Origin of the sequence: Providencia sp. PROV141 (assembly GCF_028481645.1) — a bacterium.
Taxonomy (GTDB): Bacteria; Pseudomonadota; Gammaproteobacteria; order Enterobacterales; family Enterobacteriaceae; genus Providencia; species Providencia rettgeri.
The window spans coordinates 420,738-435,437 of the sequence record NZ_JAMPPR010000001.1 but is presented as its reverse complement, the minus strand read 5'-3'; the positions used below and the strand labels follow the sequence as shown (position 1 = coordinate 435,437).

Genomic DNA, 14,700 nt, shown 5'->3' with positions numbered 1-14,700 from the left:
AGAAGGAGGGCTTTATCCTCCTTCGCTATTGTGATTAATTATATGTAATACCATGCAAACTCCAATGATGAGTAATCTCTCTAATGATTAATAAAAAAGCACTGAATTCGCTATTTGTTGGCAATTGTGTTGAATGAATGGGGCTACCATTAATCACATCGACCAATTCATTAAAAGCATCTTCAATTTGCGATGTTGTGATAAAGCTACCATTAATATGCCTACTTTCTATCAGTAAACTTAATTTTTTATCATGACTAAAAAGCAATATTTCCCCTGTAGGGAGCTGTTTTTTTATCGGAATAATCGCGTTTTCGATATGTTCAATTGCCATTTCAGCTTCATAAGCTGTAATAGGGGAATGCTGAAACTTAAAGCCATTAAAGCTCTTAATGCCAATAGGTAAAATTATTTTATCCGATAGGTAAGATAAAGTGGCTTCATTGTCTTTAATATCCAATTGAATATGATTTTTCATTGTGGCCTCATTCATATATTATGATTTCATCATGCTACGCTGGTTAGTATTATCTGTATAGTAAATCCATTAATGTGAATGAATTGTTAATGTGTTACCCAGCACGGTAATGAGTATAAATTGAAAATTCCCATCCCATGATGGGCTAAAATTCAGCCTTTGCTCATCAGCGAAAATAAAATGTAATGAAACGATAAAGTTGATTGTATTATCTTTTTAATTTACACTATTTTTGCAATATAACAACATGATTAAAGCTGGAAAAGTATTTTCTAATTTATAGAATAATAAAGGTTAAATTCTAACTTCGAGTTATGCTATAAATAGATGAGTTAAAATTATCTATTTATAACAGGGTGAGCTTATGTCAGAAATAAGAATTGTTGCAACAGTAATTGCAAAAGATAATGAAGTTGATTTTGTGAAAGCAGCAACTAAATCAATTGTTGAGCCAAGCAATAAGGATGAAGGTTGTCTTCAGTATGAATTACACCAAGATAATGCTAATCCAAACATTTTTATTTTCTTTGAGATTTGGAAGGACCAAAAATCATTAGATAAACATAATGGAACACAACATTTGAAAGACTTTATTAAGAAAATAGAAGATAAAATTGATTCATTAGATGTGAAATTAATAAGCAAAATTGCATAATATTAATTAATAATGACTAAATAATAAAAAGGAATACAAATGTATTCCTTTTTAAGTTGATTATCCAAAAATTTCGGTGAGATGTGCTTTGTAATCATTGATGTATTTTTCAATATTAGGCTCTTTGATCACGTCATTAACCATAAAGGTTGGGAATTTTTTCAATCCGAGAAATTGTTGTGATTTATGAAAGGCAAAATAGACACCATCGACACCTCGACCATCAAAAAAATTATCAAACTCATCAAATGCATCAAGAGGAGCATTCCAAGTAACGGAAAGCATATATTTTCTTCCATGAAGTAGGCCTCCAGTACCATATTGCTTGTTTGGATCTTGGCGAGTGCGGCCATCATTTGCATATAAATGGCCGTGACCGAGGGTATAAACGTCATCCATATATTTTTTTACCATCCAAGGCATCATCATCCACCAGCCAGGCATTTGGTAAATAATCGTATCCGCCCAAAGAAATTTTTTAACTTCATTTTCGGAATCGTAGCCCGACTCAATATGCGTTTCTTGAATAGTGTGCCCTAACTTACTTAGCGTGGTTTTGGCTACATCATGTAACGTACGATTAAGTTGGCCTGCCGAGTGAGCAAATGTTTGCCCACCATTGAGAAGAAGAATTTTCATTTGTATTGCCTTATTCGTTAATTGCTAAGTTATATTTAGGCTAACAAACTAAAATAAACATGAAAAGTAGAGTAATAAAATGTAATTTATTATTTTCATGGTATTATTATCTTATTTAATAATTTGATTAGGCGAAGTTTAGTCAAATGTCTCTATAAAGACTATTTTTATAGTTAAAGCTATTAATAATAGGGATTATTGATTTTTTAGCAAAAGTCTATTGAGCTTATGGCTATTTTTCTCTGCATTATCCCATCGTATTCTTTGTCGTATTCAAATTGTTGCAGTAATTATGGGGTAGTTCGTAGCGAATGAACATGGACTATCCAAATAATTACCCGTGAAGCTTAATGTAAAAAATTTAAGAAAGGTAACACAATGACTATTCCTGTAATTGGTGTGGGTACATTCCGTTTAAAAGATGATGTGGTGATTGCTTCAGTAAAAAATGCATTAGATGTTGGGTACCGCGCCGTTGATACTGCACAAATTTATGAGAATGAAGCTGCGGTTGGGCAGGCTATTGCAGAAAGCGGCGTTGAACGCAGCGAGCTTTATATCACAACAAAAATTTGGATTGAGAATTTAAGTAAAGATAAGCTCATCCCAAGTCTGAAACAAAGTTTAAGTGATCTACAAATGGATTATGTGGATTTAACACTAGTGCATTGGCCATCTCCAAATGATGCTGTTTCTGTTGAAGAGTTCATGCAAGCATTATTGGAAGCGAAAAAACAAGGTTTAACACGTGAAATTGGTATTTCTAATTTCACTATTCCATTAATGGAAAAAGCAATCGCGGCAGTCGGCGTTGAAAATATTGCGACAAACCAAATCGAGCTTTCACCTTATCTGCAAAACAAAAAAGTCGTTGAGTGGGCAAAACAACACAATATCCATATTACTTCTTATATGACATTAGCGTATGGCAAAGCATTAAAGGATGAGGTTATTGCGAGTATTGCACAGAAACATAATGCAACATCTGCTCAGGTTATTTTAGCGTGGGCGATTGGTGAAGGGTATTCTGTTATTCCATCATCAACAAAACGTGAAAATTTATTAAGTAACTTGCAAGCAACTCAATTACAGTTAGATAGCGACGATAAAGCGGCGATTGCAGCATTAGATTGTAATGACCGTTTAGTTAGCCCAGAAGGTTTAGCGCCAAACTGGGACTAACTGATTATTCTATATGCTCAGAGGCTAAAATTTGTTATGGCCTCTGAATTTCTGCAAGATATTGAGTTAAGCTATCAATAAAAACCCGAATACGCTGGCTGACAACGCGGTCACTGTAATACACGGCATGGAATGGTAAAGGAATAGGCTGCAATTCATCTTTTAATACTTCGACAAATTGGCCATTTTGAATATCTTTATTCACCATAAAGTCAGACAAACATGCAATCCCATTTCCAGCTAAACAAAGCTGTCTTAGGGTCTCTCCGCTATTTGATGATATCCCTGCAGTAATTTCCATTAGTTGCCCATCAATGCCTTTAACTGGCCACATATTTAGTGATACGGGTTCAGTAAAGGTTAAGCATGTATGATGCAAAAGATCTTGAGGGTATTTAGGTTCATCATGTTGTTCCAGATAATTTGGAGACGCAATAATCTTGCGGTAACTCTTAAATAATGGGCGAGCACGTAAGCTGGAGTCGGTGAGATGTCCTGCTCGAATTGCAACATCAACTTTCCGTTCAATTAAATTAACAAAGGTTTCCGATGAAACTAACGACAAATGAATGTCTGGATATTGTTTGCGAAAAATAGCAACAAAAGGGATTAATATATGCAATACAATCGGTGTTGCTGCATCAATTCGTAATAGGCCTTTTGGAGAGCTTTGTGTGTCATATAATTCATCTTCTGCCGCTTGCATTTCTTGCAAGATAATTTTCATGCGTTGAAAATAAATTTCGCCCTCTGCAGTTAAGTCAATTTGCCTAGTGGTACGGTTAAGCAAATTGACCCCCAGTTTTTCTTCCAATTTTTTGACGATTCGGCTCACTGCTGAATTTGCTAAATTAAGTTTAGCAGCCGCTTTACTAAAACTTTTTTGTTCTACCACTTCTATATATACACGGGCTTCTTCAGATGTTGCTCTCATAATAATTTTATTAGCCAATAAGATGATAGAAAAGGTGATTATTATAGTAACAGCAATAGGTCTTAAAATTTAAACTAAAAATTTAGGAGCATGGAGCTTGGTTTGATTTTTAACCTAATCATATTAACTTATGGCTTATCGATATTTTTTAAAAGAATTTTTAATGCTTCAGTATAATTTTCTTGTGCATTGCATATTCTTTCATCTGCGTGATGTTCATTACGTAAGAGAGTGGATGTTGCTAATGCTTCACCGTGAGTATAGTCGATGAGAATATACCCCCGCTGGGTTGCTTGTTGTGTTGATAACCCTAGCTCAGTGAGTAACTGAATTAACTCATTAGTTATGCGAGTGGCTTGCTCAGGAAATAATGCGGAAGTATTAAATATTGCTAACGTAATTTGTGGGTACTGAACCACCTTTTCTCGATATTGGCATAGAAGGCTTTCTATTTTAGGAAAAGTGCCCGTGACATCAGCAACATTAATACAGTGATAAAGGGTGTTACCAATGGCCTTAATTAGCGCATTTTTATCGGTAAAATAATGGTAAAGAGCCATCGGACTGATTGTCATTTCCTTAGCAATCAGTCGCATGGATAATTGTTCAATTCCTTTTTCATCTAATATCTCTATTGCCTTTGCAATAATATTTTCAGAGGAAATATTGAGTTGTTGTGCTTTCGGACGACCTGGTTTTCGCTCCGTCATTTTACTATCTCATAATGGGATTGAATAAGCCCTGAAGGGAAGCTTTGAGTATTTAAATGCTTGAGCAAGATATCTTGAGGTAGTGGGCCAAATAACGGGCGTCCTTCACCTAATAAAATAGGAATTTTAGTGATAATAAGGTCATGAACTAGCCCTTGCTTTAAAAAGGATTGAATGACTTGTCCACCATCGATATAAACACGTTTACAGCCTTCAGACTCTAATATTTGCATGACTTGCTCTGGCGCCTGGCTTGAAAAACGCACCTTACCGGCTAAATGCTCAGGAACGGGTTGCAGTGTGAGTGTGGATGAAAGAACCACAATAGGTTGCTCATAGGGCCAAGGCATGAAGCCGCAAACGGTTTCAAATGTCCCTCGCCCCATAATGATTGCATCGATGTTATTGATGAAGTTTTCGTAGCCATGATTTTCATCAGGAAAATCTTGTTGTACAAGCCACTCAATATCACCATTTTTTCGGGCAATATAACCATCTAGGCTGGTTGCTATAAAGACATGTCCTGAAATCATATTAATACCTATTCAAATTATTATACACTGTATAATAATGGGTGTGATGGTAAAAATACAGGTGATATTGTGCTCTTGTATGGAATTTGTTGAATTATTGATAAAAATTCTACAAAATATAGAGTAAGGCTGAGTTGTTCATAGGGCTCGTCAGTGTTTATGTTAACCTTGGCGTTTTTTATGTCTTACCGGTTGCAAGACGTATTTCACTGATATTAGTGAAAACCACATAACAGTGTTGATGAAATTTGCTAATATCAACGTGATATTTATGGGGGCTATTTTGAATGGGTTTTTATGTCGATAAAAATTATTGCTTTATTCTTTATCACTGCGTTGGCTGAAATTGCAGGCTGTTACTTTCCTTATCTTTGGATGAAAAAGCAAGGTGGGGCTTGGTTATTGATCCCTGCGGCGTTAAGTTTAATGCTATTTGTCTGGTTATTGACATTGCATCCGGAAGCAAGTGGCCGAATTTATGCTACTTATGGCGGGATATATATTGCCACCGCATTAGTTTGGCTGAAAGTGGTTGATGGTGTGTCTCTTACCGTGACTGACTGGGTAGGCGCTCTAGTTGTGCTCTTTGGTGCAGGGATCATAATTAGTGGTTGGAAATAGACGATAGTGTTATCACGTCACCTTGAAAAAAAATATTTGTTTATTTTAAGATGACGTGGCATTTAAGGCGATCACAAAATTATTCCTTTATGTTTATTTCATCAGATAAATACTAAATCTATATTTAAATTAAATTTAAAATTTATTTTTTCTAAGAAATAGACGTATCCTATTTTACGAAATGTTAATTGAAATGGAATTTAACTAAAATAGTTTAAATGTAACATTTGATCCAAATCAATTTAACAATAAATACTCTATTGGTAGTAATTTTAATTGATGTTTAACTACTCAGTTAATATTAATTAAACTTTTATTTTCACTTTCATTGATTTTAGGCAATATCTAATCATATTAGGCTGCTATTCTCTCATCGATTTATACAAAAAATATAAAGAGGTAGCAATGAACGTTAGTCGCAGAAAGTTTTTTAAAATCTGCGCTGGCGGGATGGCAGGTACAACTGTAGCTGCGTTAGGTTTTATGCCTGGAATGGCAATAGCTAATGTACGTGAATATAAATTACTTCGCTCTAAAGAGACGCGTAATACTTGTACCTACTGTTCTGTCGGTTGTGGATTACTAATATATAGCATGGGCGATGGCGCCATGAATGCTAAATCCGCGATATTCCATGTCGAAGGTGACTCAGACCACCCGGTAAACCGTGGTGCTTTATGCCCTAAAGGGGCTGGCCTGCTCGATTATATCCAAAGCGAAAATCGTTTACGTTATCCTGAATATAGAGCGCCAGGCTCTGATAAGTGGGAACGCATTAGTTGGAATGATGCTTTCACCCGCATTGCACGCTTGATGAAAGATGATCGCGATGCGAATTTCATCGAAAAAAATGCGGAAGGAACAATGGTAAACCGTTGGTTATCAACAGGGATGCTTTGTGCATCTGCTGCCAGTAACGAAACGGGAATGTTGACACAAAAATTCGCCAGATCGCTAGGTATGCTAGCGGTTGATAACCAAGCGCGTGTCTGACACGGACCAACGGTAGCAAGTCTTGCTCCAACATTTGGTCGCGGTGCGATGACCAACCACTGGGTTGATATCAAAAATGCCGATGTTGTCGTCGTTATGGGCGGTAATGCTGCGGAAGCACACCCTGTTGGGTTCCGCTGGGCAATTGAAGCGAAAAATAATAATGATGCCACACTGATTGTCATAGACCCGCGTTTTACGCGTACCGCATCAGTTGCTGACCATTATGTCCCAATCCGTTCAGGTACCGATATTACCTTTTTATCGGGCGTTTTGCTGTACCTGATTGAAAATCAAAAAATTAATGCTGAATATGTTCAGAACTACACTAATGCATCGTTGATTGTTAGAGATGATTTTGATTTTAACGATGGCTTATTTAGTGGTTATGACGCTGATAAGCGCAGTTATGACAAAACCAGCTGGAATTATAAGTTTGATGAAAATGGTCACGCATTACGCGATGACACATTACAAGACCCACGTTGCGTGTGGAATTTACTTCACAAGCACGTGTCACGTTATACACCTGATATTGTTGAACAAATTTGTGGAACACCAAAAGCAGACTTCTTGAAGGTTTGTGAAATCTTAGCGACAACAAGCGCGGCAGACAAAGCCGGGACTTTCTTGTATGCGTTAGGTTGGACACAACATACTGTTGGCGCACAAAATATTCGTACCATGGCTATGATCCAGTTACTGCTAGGTAACATGGGGGTTGCTGGTGGTGGTGTGAACGCGTTACGCGGGCACTCGAATATTCAAGGCTTAACAGATTTAGGGTTACTATCAACCAGTTTGCCAGGTTACCTGACACTACCTTCTGAAAAACATCAGAACATTGAAAGCTACCTTACTGCGAATACGCCAAAAGCAACATTGCCAAATCAGGTGAATTTTTGGAGCAACTATCCTAAGTTCTTCGTGAGTTTGATGAAGTCTTTCTATGGGGATTCCGCTCAAGCTGAGAACCAATGGGGTTATGACTGGTTACCTAAATGGGACCAAGCTTATGATGTAATGAAGTATTTTGACATGATGAGCAAGGACCAAGTGACTGGCTATATCTGTCAAGGGTTTAACCCAGTAGCGTCATTCCCTGATAAAAATAAAGTGGTTAGCTGCCTTAGTAAACTGAAGTACCTGATTGTTGTCGACCCATTAGTCACTGAAACGGCTAATTTCTGGCAAAATCATGGTGAGATGAATGACGTTGATACGGCTTCGATTCAAACCGAAGTGTTCCGTTTACCATCCACTTGTTTTGCGGAAGAAGATGGTTCGATAGCCAACTCAGGCCGTTGGTTACAATGGCACTGGCAAGCGGCAGATGCTCCAGGCGAAGCGCGTAACGATGGCCAAATATTGACCGGTATTCTGTATAAGATCCGTGAATTGTATGAAAAAGAAGGCGGCCAAGGCCAAGATCCTCTGATGCAAATGAAATGGAATTATAAGCAGCAATTCCATCCTGAATCAGAAGAAGTGGCGAAAGAAAACAACGGTGTTGCGCTGGTTGATCTTTATGATGCCGACGGCAATTTACAAGCGAAAAAAGGCGAGCTACTCAGCTCATTTGCTTTATTGCGTGCAGATGGTTCAACGGCGTCTTCTTGCTGGATTTATACCGGTAGTTGGACTGAGAAAGGCAACCAGATGGCAAATCGTGATAATAGCGACCCATCCGGAATCGGTAACACACTGGGTTGGGCATGGGCATGGCCTCTGAACCGCCGTGTGATCTATAACCGAGCTTCTTGTGACACCCAAGGTAAACCGTGGAATAAAGACCGCATGCTTATCGAGTGGAATGGTAAAAAATGGGTCGGTAATGATATTCCTGACTTTAATGCTTCTGCTCCTGAAGTAGGAACTGGGCCATTCATCATGCAACCAGAAGGTTTAGGTCGTTTATTTGCTATCGATAAGATGGCAGAAGGGCCATTCCCTGAGCACTATGAGCCATTTGAAACACCACTTGGCACTAACCCGTTGCACCCGAATGTAGTTTCTAACCCAGCGGCGCGGATTTTTGATGAAGACAAGAAACGTCTTGGTGACCACAAAGATTTCCCTTATGTCGGAACTACATACCGTTTAACAGAGCATTTCCACACATGGACCAAGCATGCTCGCTTGAACGCGATTGCCCAGCCAGAGCAATTTGTTGAAATCAGCGAAACATTAGCGAAAGCCAAAGGAATTGCGTTAGGCGATAAGGTCAAAGTCAGCAGTAAACGTGGGTTTATCAAGGCAGTTGCGGTTGTCACTCCTCGATTACAAACGCTGATGGTGGATGGAAAACCAATTGAAACAGTTGGACTACCTATTCACTGGGGCTTTGAAGGTGCGACTCAAAAAGGGTTTATCACCAATACGTTAACGCCGTCTGTCGGCGATGCTAACTCTCAGACACCTGAGTATAAGGCATTCTTAGTTAACATTGAGAAGGCGTAAGGGAGGGAACATGTCCATGCAATCTCAAGACATTATTAAACGTTCCGCGACCAATAGCATTACGCCTCCGCCACAAGCGCGTGATGATAAGCTTGAAGTCTGTAAGCTCATTGATGTGTCGTCTTGTATCGGCTGTAAAGCTTGTCAAGTGGCATGTTCTGAGTGGAATGATATCCGTGATGAAGTTGGCCATTGCGTTGGAGTTTATGATAACCCAACGGATTTAAGCGCAAAATCATGGACGGTGATGCGTTTTAGCGAAACCACTGAAATGGGTAAACTAGAGTGGTTGATCCGCAAAGATGGCTGTATGCACTGTACCGACCCAGGATGTTTGAAATCTTGCCCATCAGCAGGAGCAATCATTCAGTACGCAAATGGTATTGTGGATTTTCAATCAGAGCACTGTATTGGTTGTGGTTATTGTATCGCAGGTTGCCCATTCAACATTCCTCGATTAAATCCAAAAGACAATCGAGTGTACAAGTGTACTTTGTGTGTTGATAGGGTGAGTGTTGGTCAAGAGCCAGCATGTGTGAAAACCTGTCCAACGGGGGCTATCCGTTTCGGTACGAAAAAAGAAATGTTGGAATACGGTGCAGAGCGCGTAACGAAATTACAAAATCGGGGATATGCGCAAGCGGGAATTTATGATCCTGAAGGTGTGGGTGGTACGCATGTTGTTTATGTGCTTCACCATGCTGACAAACCTGAACTGTATCATGGCCTGCCTAAAGACCCACAAATTGATACACCAATCAATCTGTGGCAGGGCATCTTGAAACCACTTTCTGTCGTTGGATTTATCGCGACCTTTGCAGGGTTGATTTTCCACTATGTGGGAATTGGTCCAAACAAAGAAGTGAGTGATGAAGAGGAGAAAGATGACCATGAGTAAGAAAAGCAAAATGATTGTGCGGACAAAGTTTATTGATCGCGCGTGTCACTGGACGGTTGTCATCAGCTTCTTCTTGGTTGCTTTGTCGGGGATCGCGTTATTTTTCCCAACATTGAAATGGTTGACGGAAACCTTTGGTACGCCGCAAATGGGACGGATTTTACATCCCTTTTTTGGTGTGTTGATTTTCGTCGTGCTGATGTTTATGTTTGTTCGCTTTGTGAAACACAATATTCCAGATAAGCAAGACTTACCTTGGATTAAAAATATTGTCGAAGTATTGAAGGGTAATGAACATGAAGTGGCTGATGTCGGTAAATATAACGCCGGTCAAAAAATGATGTTCTGGAGCATCATGAGCCTGATTTTTGTGCTCTTGATAACTGGTATTATCATTTGGCGCCCTTATTTTGCACATTTATTCCCAATGTGGGTTGTGCGGTGGGGGTTATTGATTCATGCCGTTGCTGCGATTGTATTGATCCATGCCATTTTAATTCATATGTACATGGCATTCTGGGTTAAAGGTTCAATCAACGGAATGATCGAAGGGAAAGTTAGCCGCCGTTGGGCGCGAAAACATCACCCTCGTTGGTACCGTGATGTAGAAGCGAAAGAAGCCAAAGCCGAAGCTGAAAGTAAAAAATAATTTACGCAGTAGGTGCTAAATAACATTAAGCCATCACATTGTGATGGCTTAGTTTGTTGACAAAGCGGGATAAAAGCGTGGTTTTTCCCGCTTTGTGTTATCAGCCGAAAATCAATAAATTGATTTTCCTAATCTATTTTCAAAACCTATTAGATTTGCGGCTAAACATAATATGTTTGGCTGCAAATCTGAGCCATCACATTGTGATGGCTTTTTTGTGGGCATTTTTGTCTGAATAGTTTCTTATTGATGAGACTTGTTTAAAAAGTCACTGGCCTTGATGCGATACAACACATGCTCTTGCAACCAATGGCCATCAGGGAGTGCTGGGTGATAAAAGTTATTTAGTTGTTTTATCATTCCTAGTCTTTTCATTACGGATTCTGATGGTGAATTAACCACTGCCGTAAATGCAACCAGTTCGGGCAGATTTAGTTTATCAAAAGCGTATTCGATGACACGACTCGCTCCTTCAGTGGCGTAGCCATGATGCCAATATTCCGGTAACAAACGCCAACTTAATTCGACACAAGGTGAAAAAGGGAGTGTTGCTGAAGGAATATTTAAGCCGATAAACCCAATGAATTGTTTATTGGATTTTAATTCAACAGCCCATAATCCCCATTCCCCTTGTTGAGTAAATTTATCTATGATGGTTTGCATAAATTGTGCATTTTGCTGCTCATTAAGCACCGAAGGAAAATAATGCATGACATCGGGATGGCTATTCATTTGGTAAAGTAATTGCTTGTCTTCTTCTTGCCATCCACGCAGCCGTAAACGCGTTGTTTCTAATTCAATGATTTTCATAACTACTTCTTATCAAGACGCATATGAAGAATAGGGAATGGATTACCTTCGCCGTCTAATTCAGAACGTGCATATTGTGTAAAACCCATATGTTGATAGAACCCGATAGCTTGAGGATTTTGTTCGTTAACATCCAACTCAGTAATGCCTAAGGTATCAATGGCATATTGAAGCAGTTTTTTCCCTGTACCTTGGCCTCTACTTTCTTGGGAAATAAACAACATTTCAAGGCGGTGTTTATCGCACCCTAGAAAACCGGTCATATTGCCTACGCTATCGAATGTCACAAAAACAGCTAAATGCGGTAAATAAATATCTTTGATAGCAATTTTTAGTTCAGCAATTTTTTCTTCAGTTAAAAAATGGTGAGTTGCTCTCACTGAAGACTCCCAAACACGAATAATATCATCATCGTGTGCACGTGTTGCGCTTTGGACTATCATTATATTATCTCCGTGTATTGACTGGAAAATCTTAACTTCTCGTTTTTTTATGTCAATCGTTTGTTTTTAGTTTACCTTAAGGTTGTTTTTGAGATATTTATCGCAGAAAAAAAAGTCAACTTCGTCATTATTAGATAAGTTGCGGTGTGATTGTTCGCTGAGTTCTTTGTATAGCGATGAACGTATTTTTCTTTGTTGCTTTAATTGTAGGGGTATATTAATGAAATATAAATTGCTAACTCTCTGTTTATCTACGGCATTATTAACACCTATTGCACCTGTATTAGCGAGTACAGATAGCAAAACAGATATGGTTTTAGATCAAGTTTTAGTCCTTAGCCGCCATAATTTACGTACACCTATCGTAAATACCGGTATTCTTACTGAAGTAACTGATAAAAAATGGCCTGCATGGGATGCACAAAGTGGTTATCTCACTACTAAAGGCGGCGCACTTGAAGTCTACATGGGGCATTATTTTAGGGAGTGGATCGACCAAAACAAATTACTTGCAGATGAACTGTGTCCAACAAGTAATGAGGATGTATATCTTTATACAAATAGTCTCCAAAGAACGATAGCAACTGCCCAATTCTTTGCTGCAGGCGCATTTCCAGGATGCAAGGTAAGTATTCATCATCAGCCTGAAATTGGTAAAATGGACCCTGTTTTTAACCCAATTATTACCAATGCCTCCCCTGAATTTAAACAGCAGGCTCTCGCTGAGATGGAGCAATATTTTAAAGGGCTATCACTGACTGCGGGTTATGAAGAGTTAGATAGTGTACTGAATATTCAAGATTCTCAAAAATGTAAAACAGACAAATTATGTAATTTAAATAGCCCAAAAAACAGCTTTATTATTGAAGCCGAAAAAGAACCGGGCGTTAGTGGTCCATTAAAAATTGCAAATTCAGCGGTGGATGCGATAGACCTTCAATATTATGAAGGGTTTCCTGCAAATGAAGTGGCTTGGGGGCTTGTGAATACCCCTGAAAAATGGAAAAAACTGAATACGTTAAAAAATGCTTACCAAGAAACGTTATTTACGCCAAAAATCATTGCAAAAAATGTTGCTCATCCAATACTCAATTATATCGATAAAGGCTTTGTTTCGGTCGATAAAGGAGAAACAGCAAAATTTATATTCTTAGTCGGTCATGACTCGAATATTGCGTCACTAATGTCAGCAATGGATTTTAAACCGTATCAATTACCAGAGCAGTATGAACATACCCCGATTGGGGGTAAATTGGTGTTCCAACGCTGGACTGATAAGCAAGCAAATAAAGATTTTATGAAAGTAGAATATGTCTACCAAACTGCAGACCAGCTTAGGGATAATACATATTTATCATTACAAACACCGCCTAAACATGTCACATTAGAGCTAAAAGGGTGCCCAATTGATAAAAGCGGCTATTGTTATTGGGAAGATTTTCAAAAAGTCATGGCGACAGCCTTAGAACAGTAATCACGGTATATTGATGCCCTACTAACTTGAGTAGGGCATCATTTTTTGGGAAGATAGCGAAATTATATATTGGGTTTATTAATATCTTATGTGGACAAAATAGTCACTATGCCTATTCAGTTTTTTCAGCTAAATCAAATTGCTACCGCAGATCTTATCGCATTGAATACTCATCCAGCTGTACTTGAACATATGCCTTTAGGGAGCAGCCATTTCGATGAACAGGCCTGCCAGCAGTGGGTCGCAGGAAAAAAGCTGCATTGGGAGCAACATGGCTATGGAGTATGGGCCATTATGATTGATGACCAATTTGCCGGCTGGGGAGGGTTACAAAATGAAGCGGGTGATGCAGATTTAGCTTTAGTGTTACATCCTAAGTTTTGGGGAAAGGGAAAATCTATTGTTAAGAATATTATTAATAAAGCTTTTACATCACTGAAGGTTGAGTCAGTTACAATACATTTACCGTTAACTCGCAAGAAGATATCCGCGATTTTACGTTATGGTTTTACTGAAGAACTCATTGTTGATTTTGATGGTATTCCTTTTAAGCGTTATAGATTAAGCCATTCATCAGTTTTATAGCATAAAAAAACCCCGCTAAAAAAGCAGGGCGTGAAAATCACGAAAATGTTTATGAGCCTTTAATTTACCCTAAATGAACACATAAATAGCCCTATAAAGTGTATGTCTTTGCTGTTTTTTGTAACAATCATTAAGGCTAAACCTTTTATTTGTAAAATGGGTTTGCTTAAGCTTCAAATAGTACTTTAGTCTTTATTATCTAACCACTAATACACTGGTTTTTGCATAACGAACTACTGAGGCGGCATTAGAACCCAGCAAATAGGTTGACATACTCGGGCGGCGTGAGCCTAATAAAATAATATCGGCGTTGATATCTTCTGCGGTTGCCAAAATTTCGTCTTTAACAGAACCAACGGTTGCTTTCGCCTTTATTTTATCTGCTGGGATATCAAATAGTTTAATTTTTTCTTTTAATTCGGTAAGAATAATTTCAGCTTGCTTTTCATCGTCAGGGAAGTCCCCTGGTAAGATGGTGCCACCATAGCGTAAGTAGTTTGAAATTGGTGCGGTTACGGCAAGAAAGTGCACTGTTGCATCATTCAATTTTTGTAGCGAATTAACATGAGGAACTAATAAATTAGTGAGAGCATCTTCGGTTACATCGATCGGAACTAAAATTGTATTGTACATAAT

General features: G+C 38.5%; 16 protein-coding genes. 8 read left to right on the top strand and 8 right to left on the bottom strand.

Annotated features, from left to right (window positions below):
* Positions 1-34: 34 nt before the first annotated feature.
* The gene (locus tag PSF09_RS02090; protein ID WP_272665283.1) at positions 35-478 is read right to left on the bottom strand and encodes a hypothetical protein; all 444 of its coding nucleotides are present in this window, start codon (positions 476-478) and stop codon (positions 35-37) included.
* Positions 479-842: 364 nt separating this feature from the next.
* Here PSF09_RS02090 and PSF09_RS02085 point away from each other — a divergent pair, with 364 nt between their 5' ends.
* The gene (locus PSF09_RS02085) at positions 843-1,133 is read left to right on the top strand and encodes a putative quinol monooxygenase (RefSeq protein ID WP_272665282.1); all 291 of its coding nucleotides are present in this window, start codon (positions 843-845) and stop codon (positions 1,131-1,133) included.
* 60 nt (positions 1,134-1,193) lie between these two features.
* Here PSF09_RS02085 and PSF09_RS02080 read toward each other — a convergent pair whose 3' ends face one another.
* The gene (locus PSF09_RS02080; protein WP_272683400.1) at positions 1,194-1,772 is read right to left on the bottom strand and encodes an NAD(P)H-dependent oxidoreductase; all 579 of its coding nucleotides are present in this window, start codon (positions 1,770-1,772) and stop codon (positions 1,194-1,196) included.
* Between the two features lie 378 nt (positions 1,773-2,150).
* Here PSF09_RS02080 and dkgB point away from each other — a divergent pair, with 378 nt between their 5' ends.
* Entirely contained in the window at positions 2,151-2,954 is an 804-nt protein-coding gene (dkgB, locus tag PSF09_RS02075; protein WP_109911079.1) for a 2,5-didehydrogluconate reductase DkgB, read from the top strand.
* A 34-nt stretch (positions 2,955-2,988) separates the two neighbouring features.
* Here dkgB and yafC read toward each other — a convergent pair whose 3' ends face one another.
* The 3 genes from yafC to PSF09_RS02060 all read right to left on the bottom strand — a co-directional run bounded on the left by yafC (position 2,989) and on the right by PSF09_RS02060 (position 5,131).
* Positions 2,989-3,888 carry a DNA-binding transcriptional regulator YafC gene (yafC, locus tag PSF09_RS02070; RefSeq protein ID WP_272665280.1) on the bottom strand — a complete coding sequence of 300 codons (900 nt, stop codon included), beginning with the start codon at positions 3,886-3,888 and terminating at the stop codon, positions 2,989-2,991.
* A gap of 128 nt (positions 3,889-4,016) precedes the next feature.
* Positions 4,017-4,598: a TetR/AcrR family transcriptional regulator gene (locus PSF09_RS02065; protein ID WP_272683399.1), complete on the bottom strand. Its 582-nt coding sequence runs from the start codon at positions 4,596-4,598 to the stop codon at positions 4,017-4,019.
* Entirely contained in the window at positions 4,595-5,131 is a 537-nt protein-coding gene (locus PSF09_RS02060; protein WP_272683398.1) for a dihydrofolate reductase family protein, read from the bottom strand. Before PSF09_RS02060 ends, PSF09_RS02065 begins: the two co-directional genes overlap by 4 nt.
* Before the next feature lie 297 nt (positions 5,132-5,428).
* On the opposite strand from PSF09_RS02060, the gene PSF09_RS02055 reads away from it, so the two are divergent.
* From PSF09_RS02055 to fdnI, 4 genes are all read left to right on the top strand, one after another.
* Complete coding sequence (locus PSF09_RS02055) at positions 5,429-5,752, top strand: YnfA family protein (RefSeq protein WP_210835279.1); 324 nt, start codon at positions 5,429-5,431, stop codon at positions 5,750-5,752.
* 405 nt (positions 5,753-6,157) lie between these two features.
* Positions 6,158-9,205 (top strand): formate dehydrogenase-N subunit alpha, encoded by a 3,048-nt coding sequence (gene fdnG / locus PSF09_RS02050; RefSeq protein ID WP_272665276.1) that lies wholly within the window; start codon positions 6,158-6,160, stop codon positions 9,203-9,205.
* Between the two features lie 10 nt (positions 9,206-9,215).
* On the top strand, positions 9,216-10,103 hold the full coding sequence (gene fdxH / locus PSF09_RS02045; RefSeq protein ID WP_004909723.1) for a formate dehydrogenase subunit beta: 888 nt from the start codon (positions 9,216-9,218) through the stop codon (positions 10,101-10,103).
* The gene (gene fdnI, locus PSF09_RS02040) at positions 10,096-10,752 is read left to right on the top strand and encodes a formate dehydrogenase-N subunit gamma (protein WP_004909726.1); all 657 of its coding nucleotides are present in this window, start codon (positions 10,096-10,098) and stop codon (positions 10,750-10,752) included. Before fdxH ends, fdnI begins: the two co-directional genes overlap by 8 nt.
* Before the next feature lie 243 nt (positions 10,753-10,995).
* Here fdnI and PSF09_RS02035 read toward each other — a convergent pair whose 3' ends face one another.
* Complete coding sequence (locus PSF09_RS02035) at positions 10,996-11,562, bottom strand: GNAT family N-acetyltransferase (RefSeq protein ID WP_272683397.1); 567 nt, start codon at positions 11,560-11,562, stop codon at positions 10,996-10,998.
* Between the two features lie 2 nt (positions 11,563-11,564).
* Positions 11,565-12,005: a GNAT family N-acetyltransferase gene (locus PSF09_RS02030; RefSeq protein WP_272665274.1), complete on the bottom strand. Its 441-nt coding sequence runs from the start codon at positions 12,003-12,005 to the stop codon at positions 11,565-11,567.
* A gap of 220 nt (positions 12,006-12,225) precedes the next feature.
* Here PSF09_RS02030 and agp point away from each other — a divergent pair, with 220 nt between their 5' ends.
* A complete protein-coding gene (agp, locus tag PSF09_RS02025; RefSeq protein WP_272665273.1) occupies positions 12,226-13,479 on the top strand; it encodes a bifunctional glucose-1-phosphatase/inositol phosphatase in 1,254 nt (417 codons plus the stop codon).
* A gap of 108 nt (positions 13,480-13,587) precedes the next feature.
* Positions 13,588-14,064: a GNAT family N-acetyltransferase gene (locus PSF09_RS02020; protein ID WP_272665272.1), complete on the top strand. Its 477-nt coding sequence runs from the start codon at positions 13,588-13,590 to the stop codon at positions 14,062-14,064.
* A 195-nt stretch (positions 14,065-14,259) separates the two neighbouring features.
* Here the strand turns inward: PSF09_RS02020 and PSF09_RS02015 are convergent, their stop codons facing one another.
* Entirely contained in the window at positions 14,260-14,697 is a 438-nt protein-coding gene (locus PSF09_RS02015; RefSeq protein WP_004909739.1) for a universal stress protein, read from the bottom strand.
* Between the last annotated feature and the right edge of the window lie 3 nt (positions 14,698-14,700).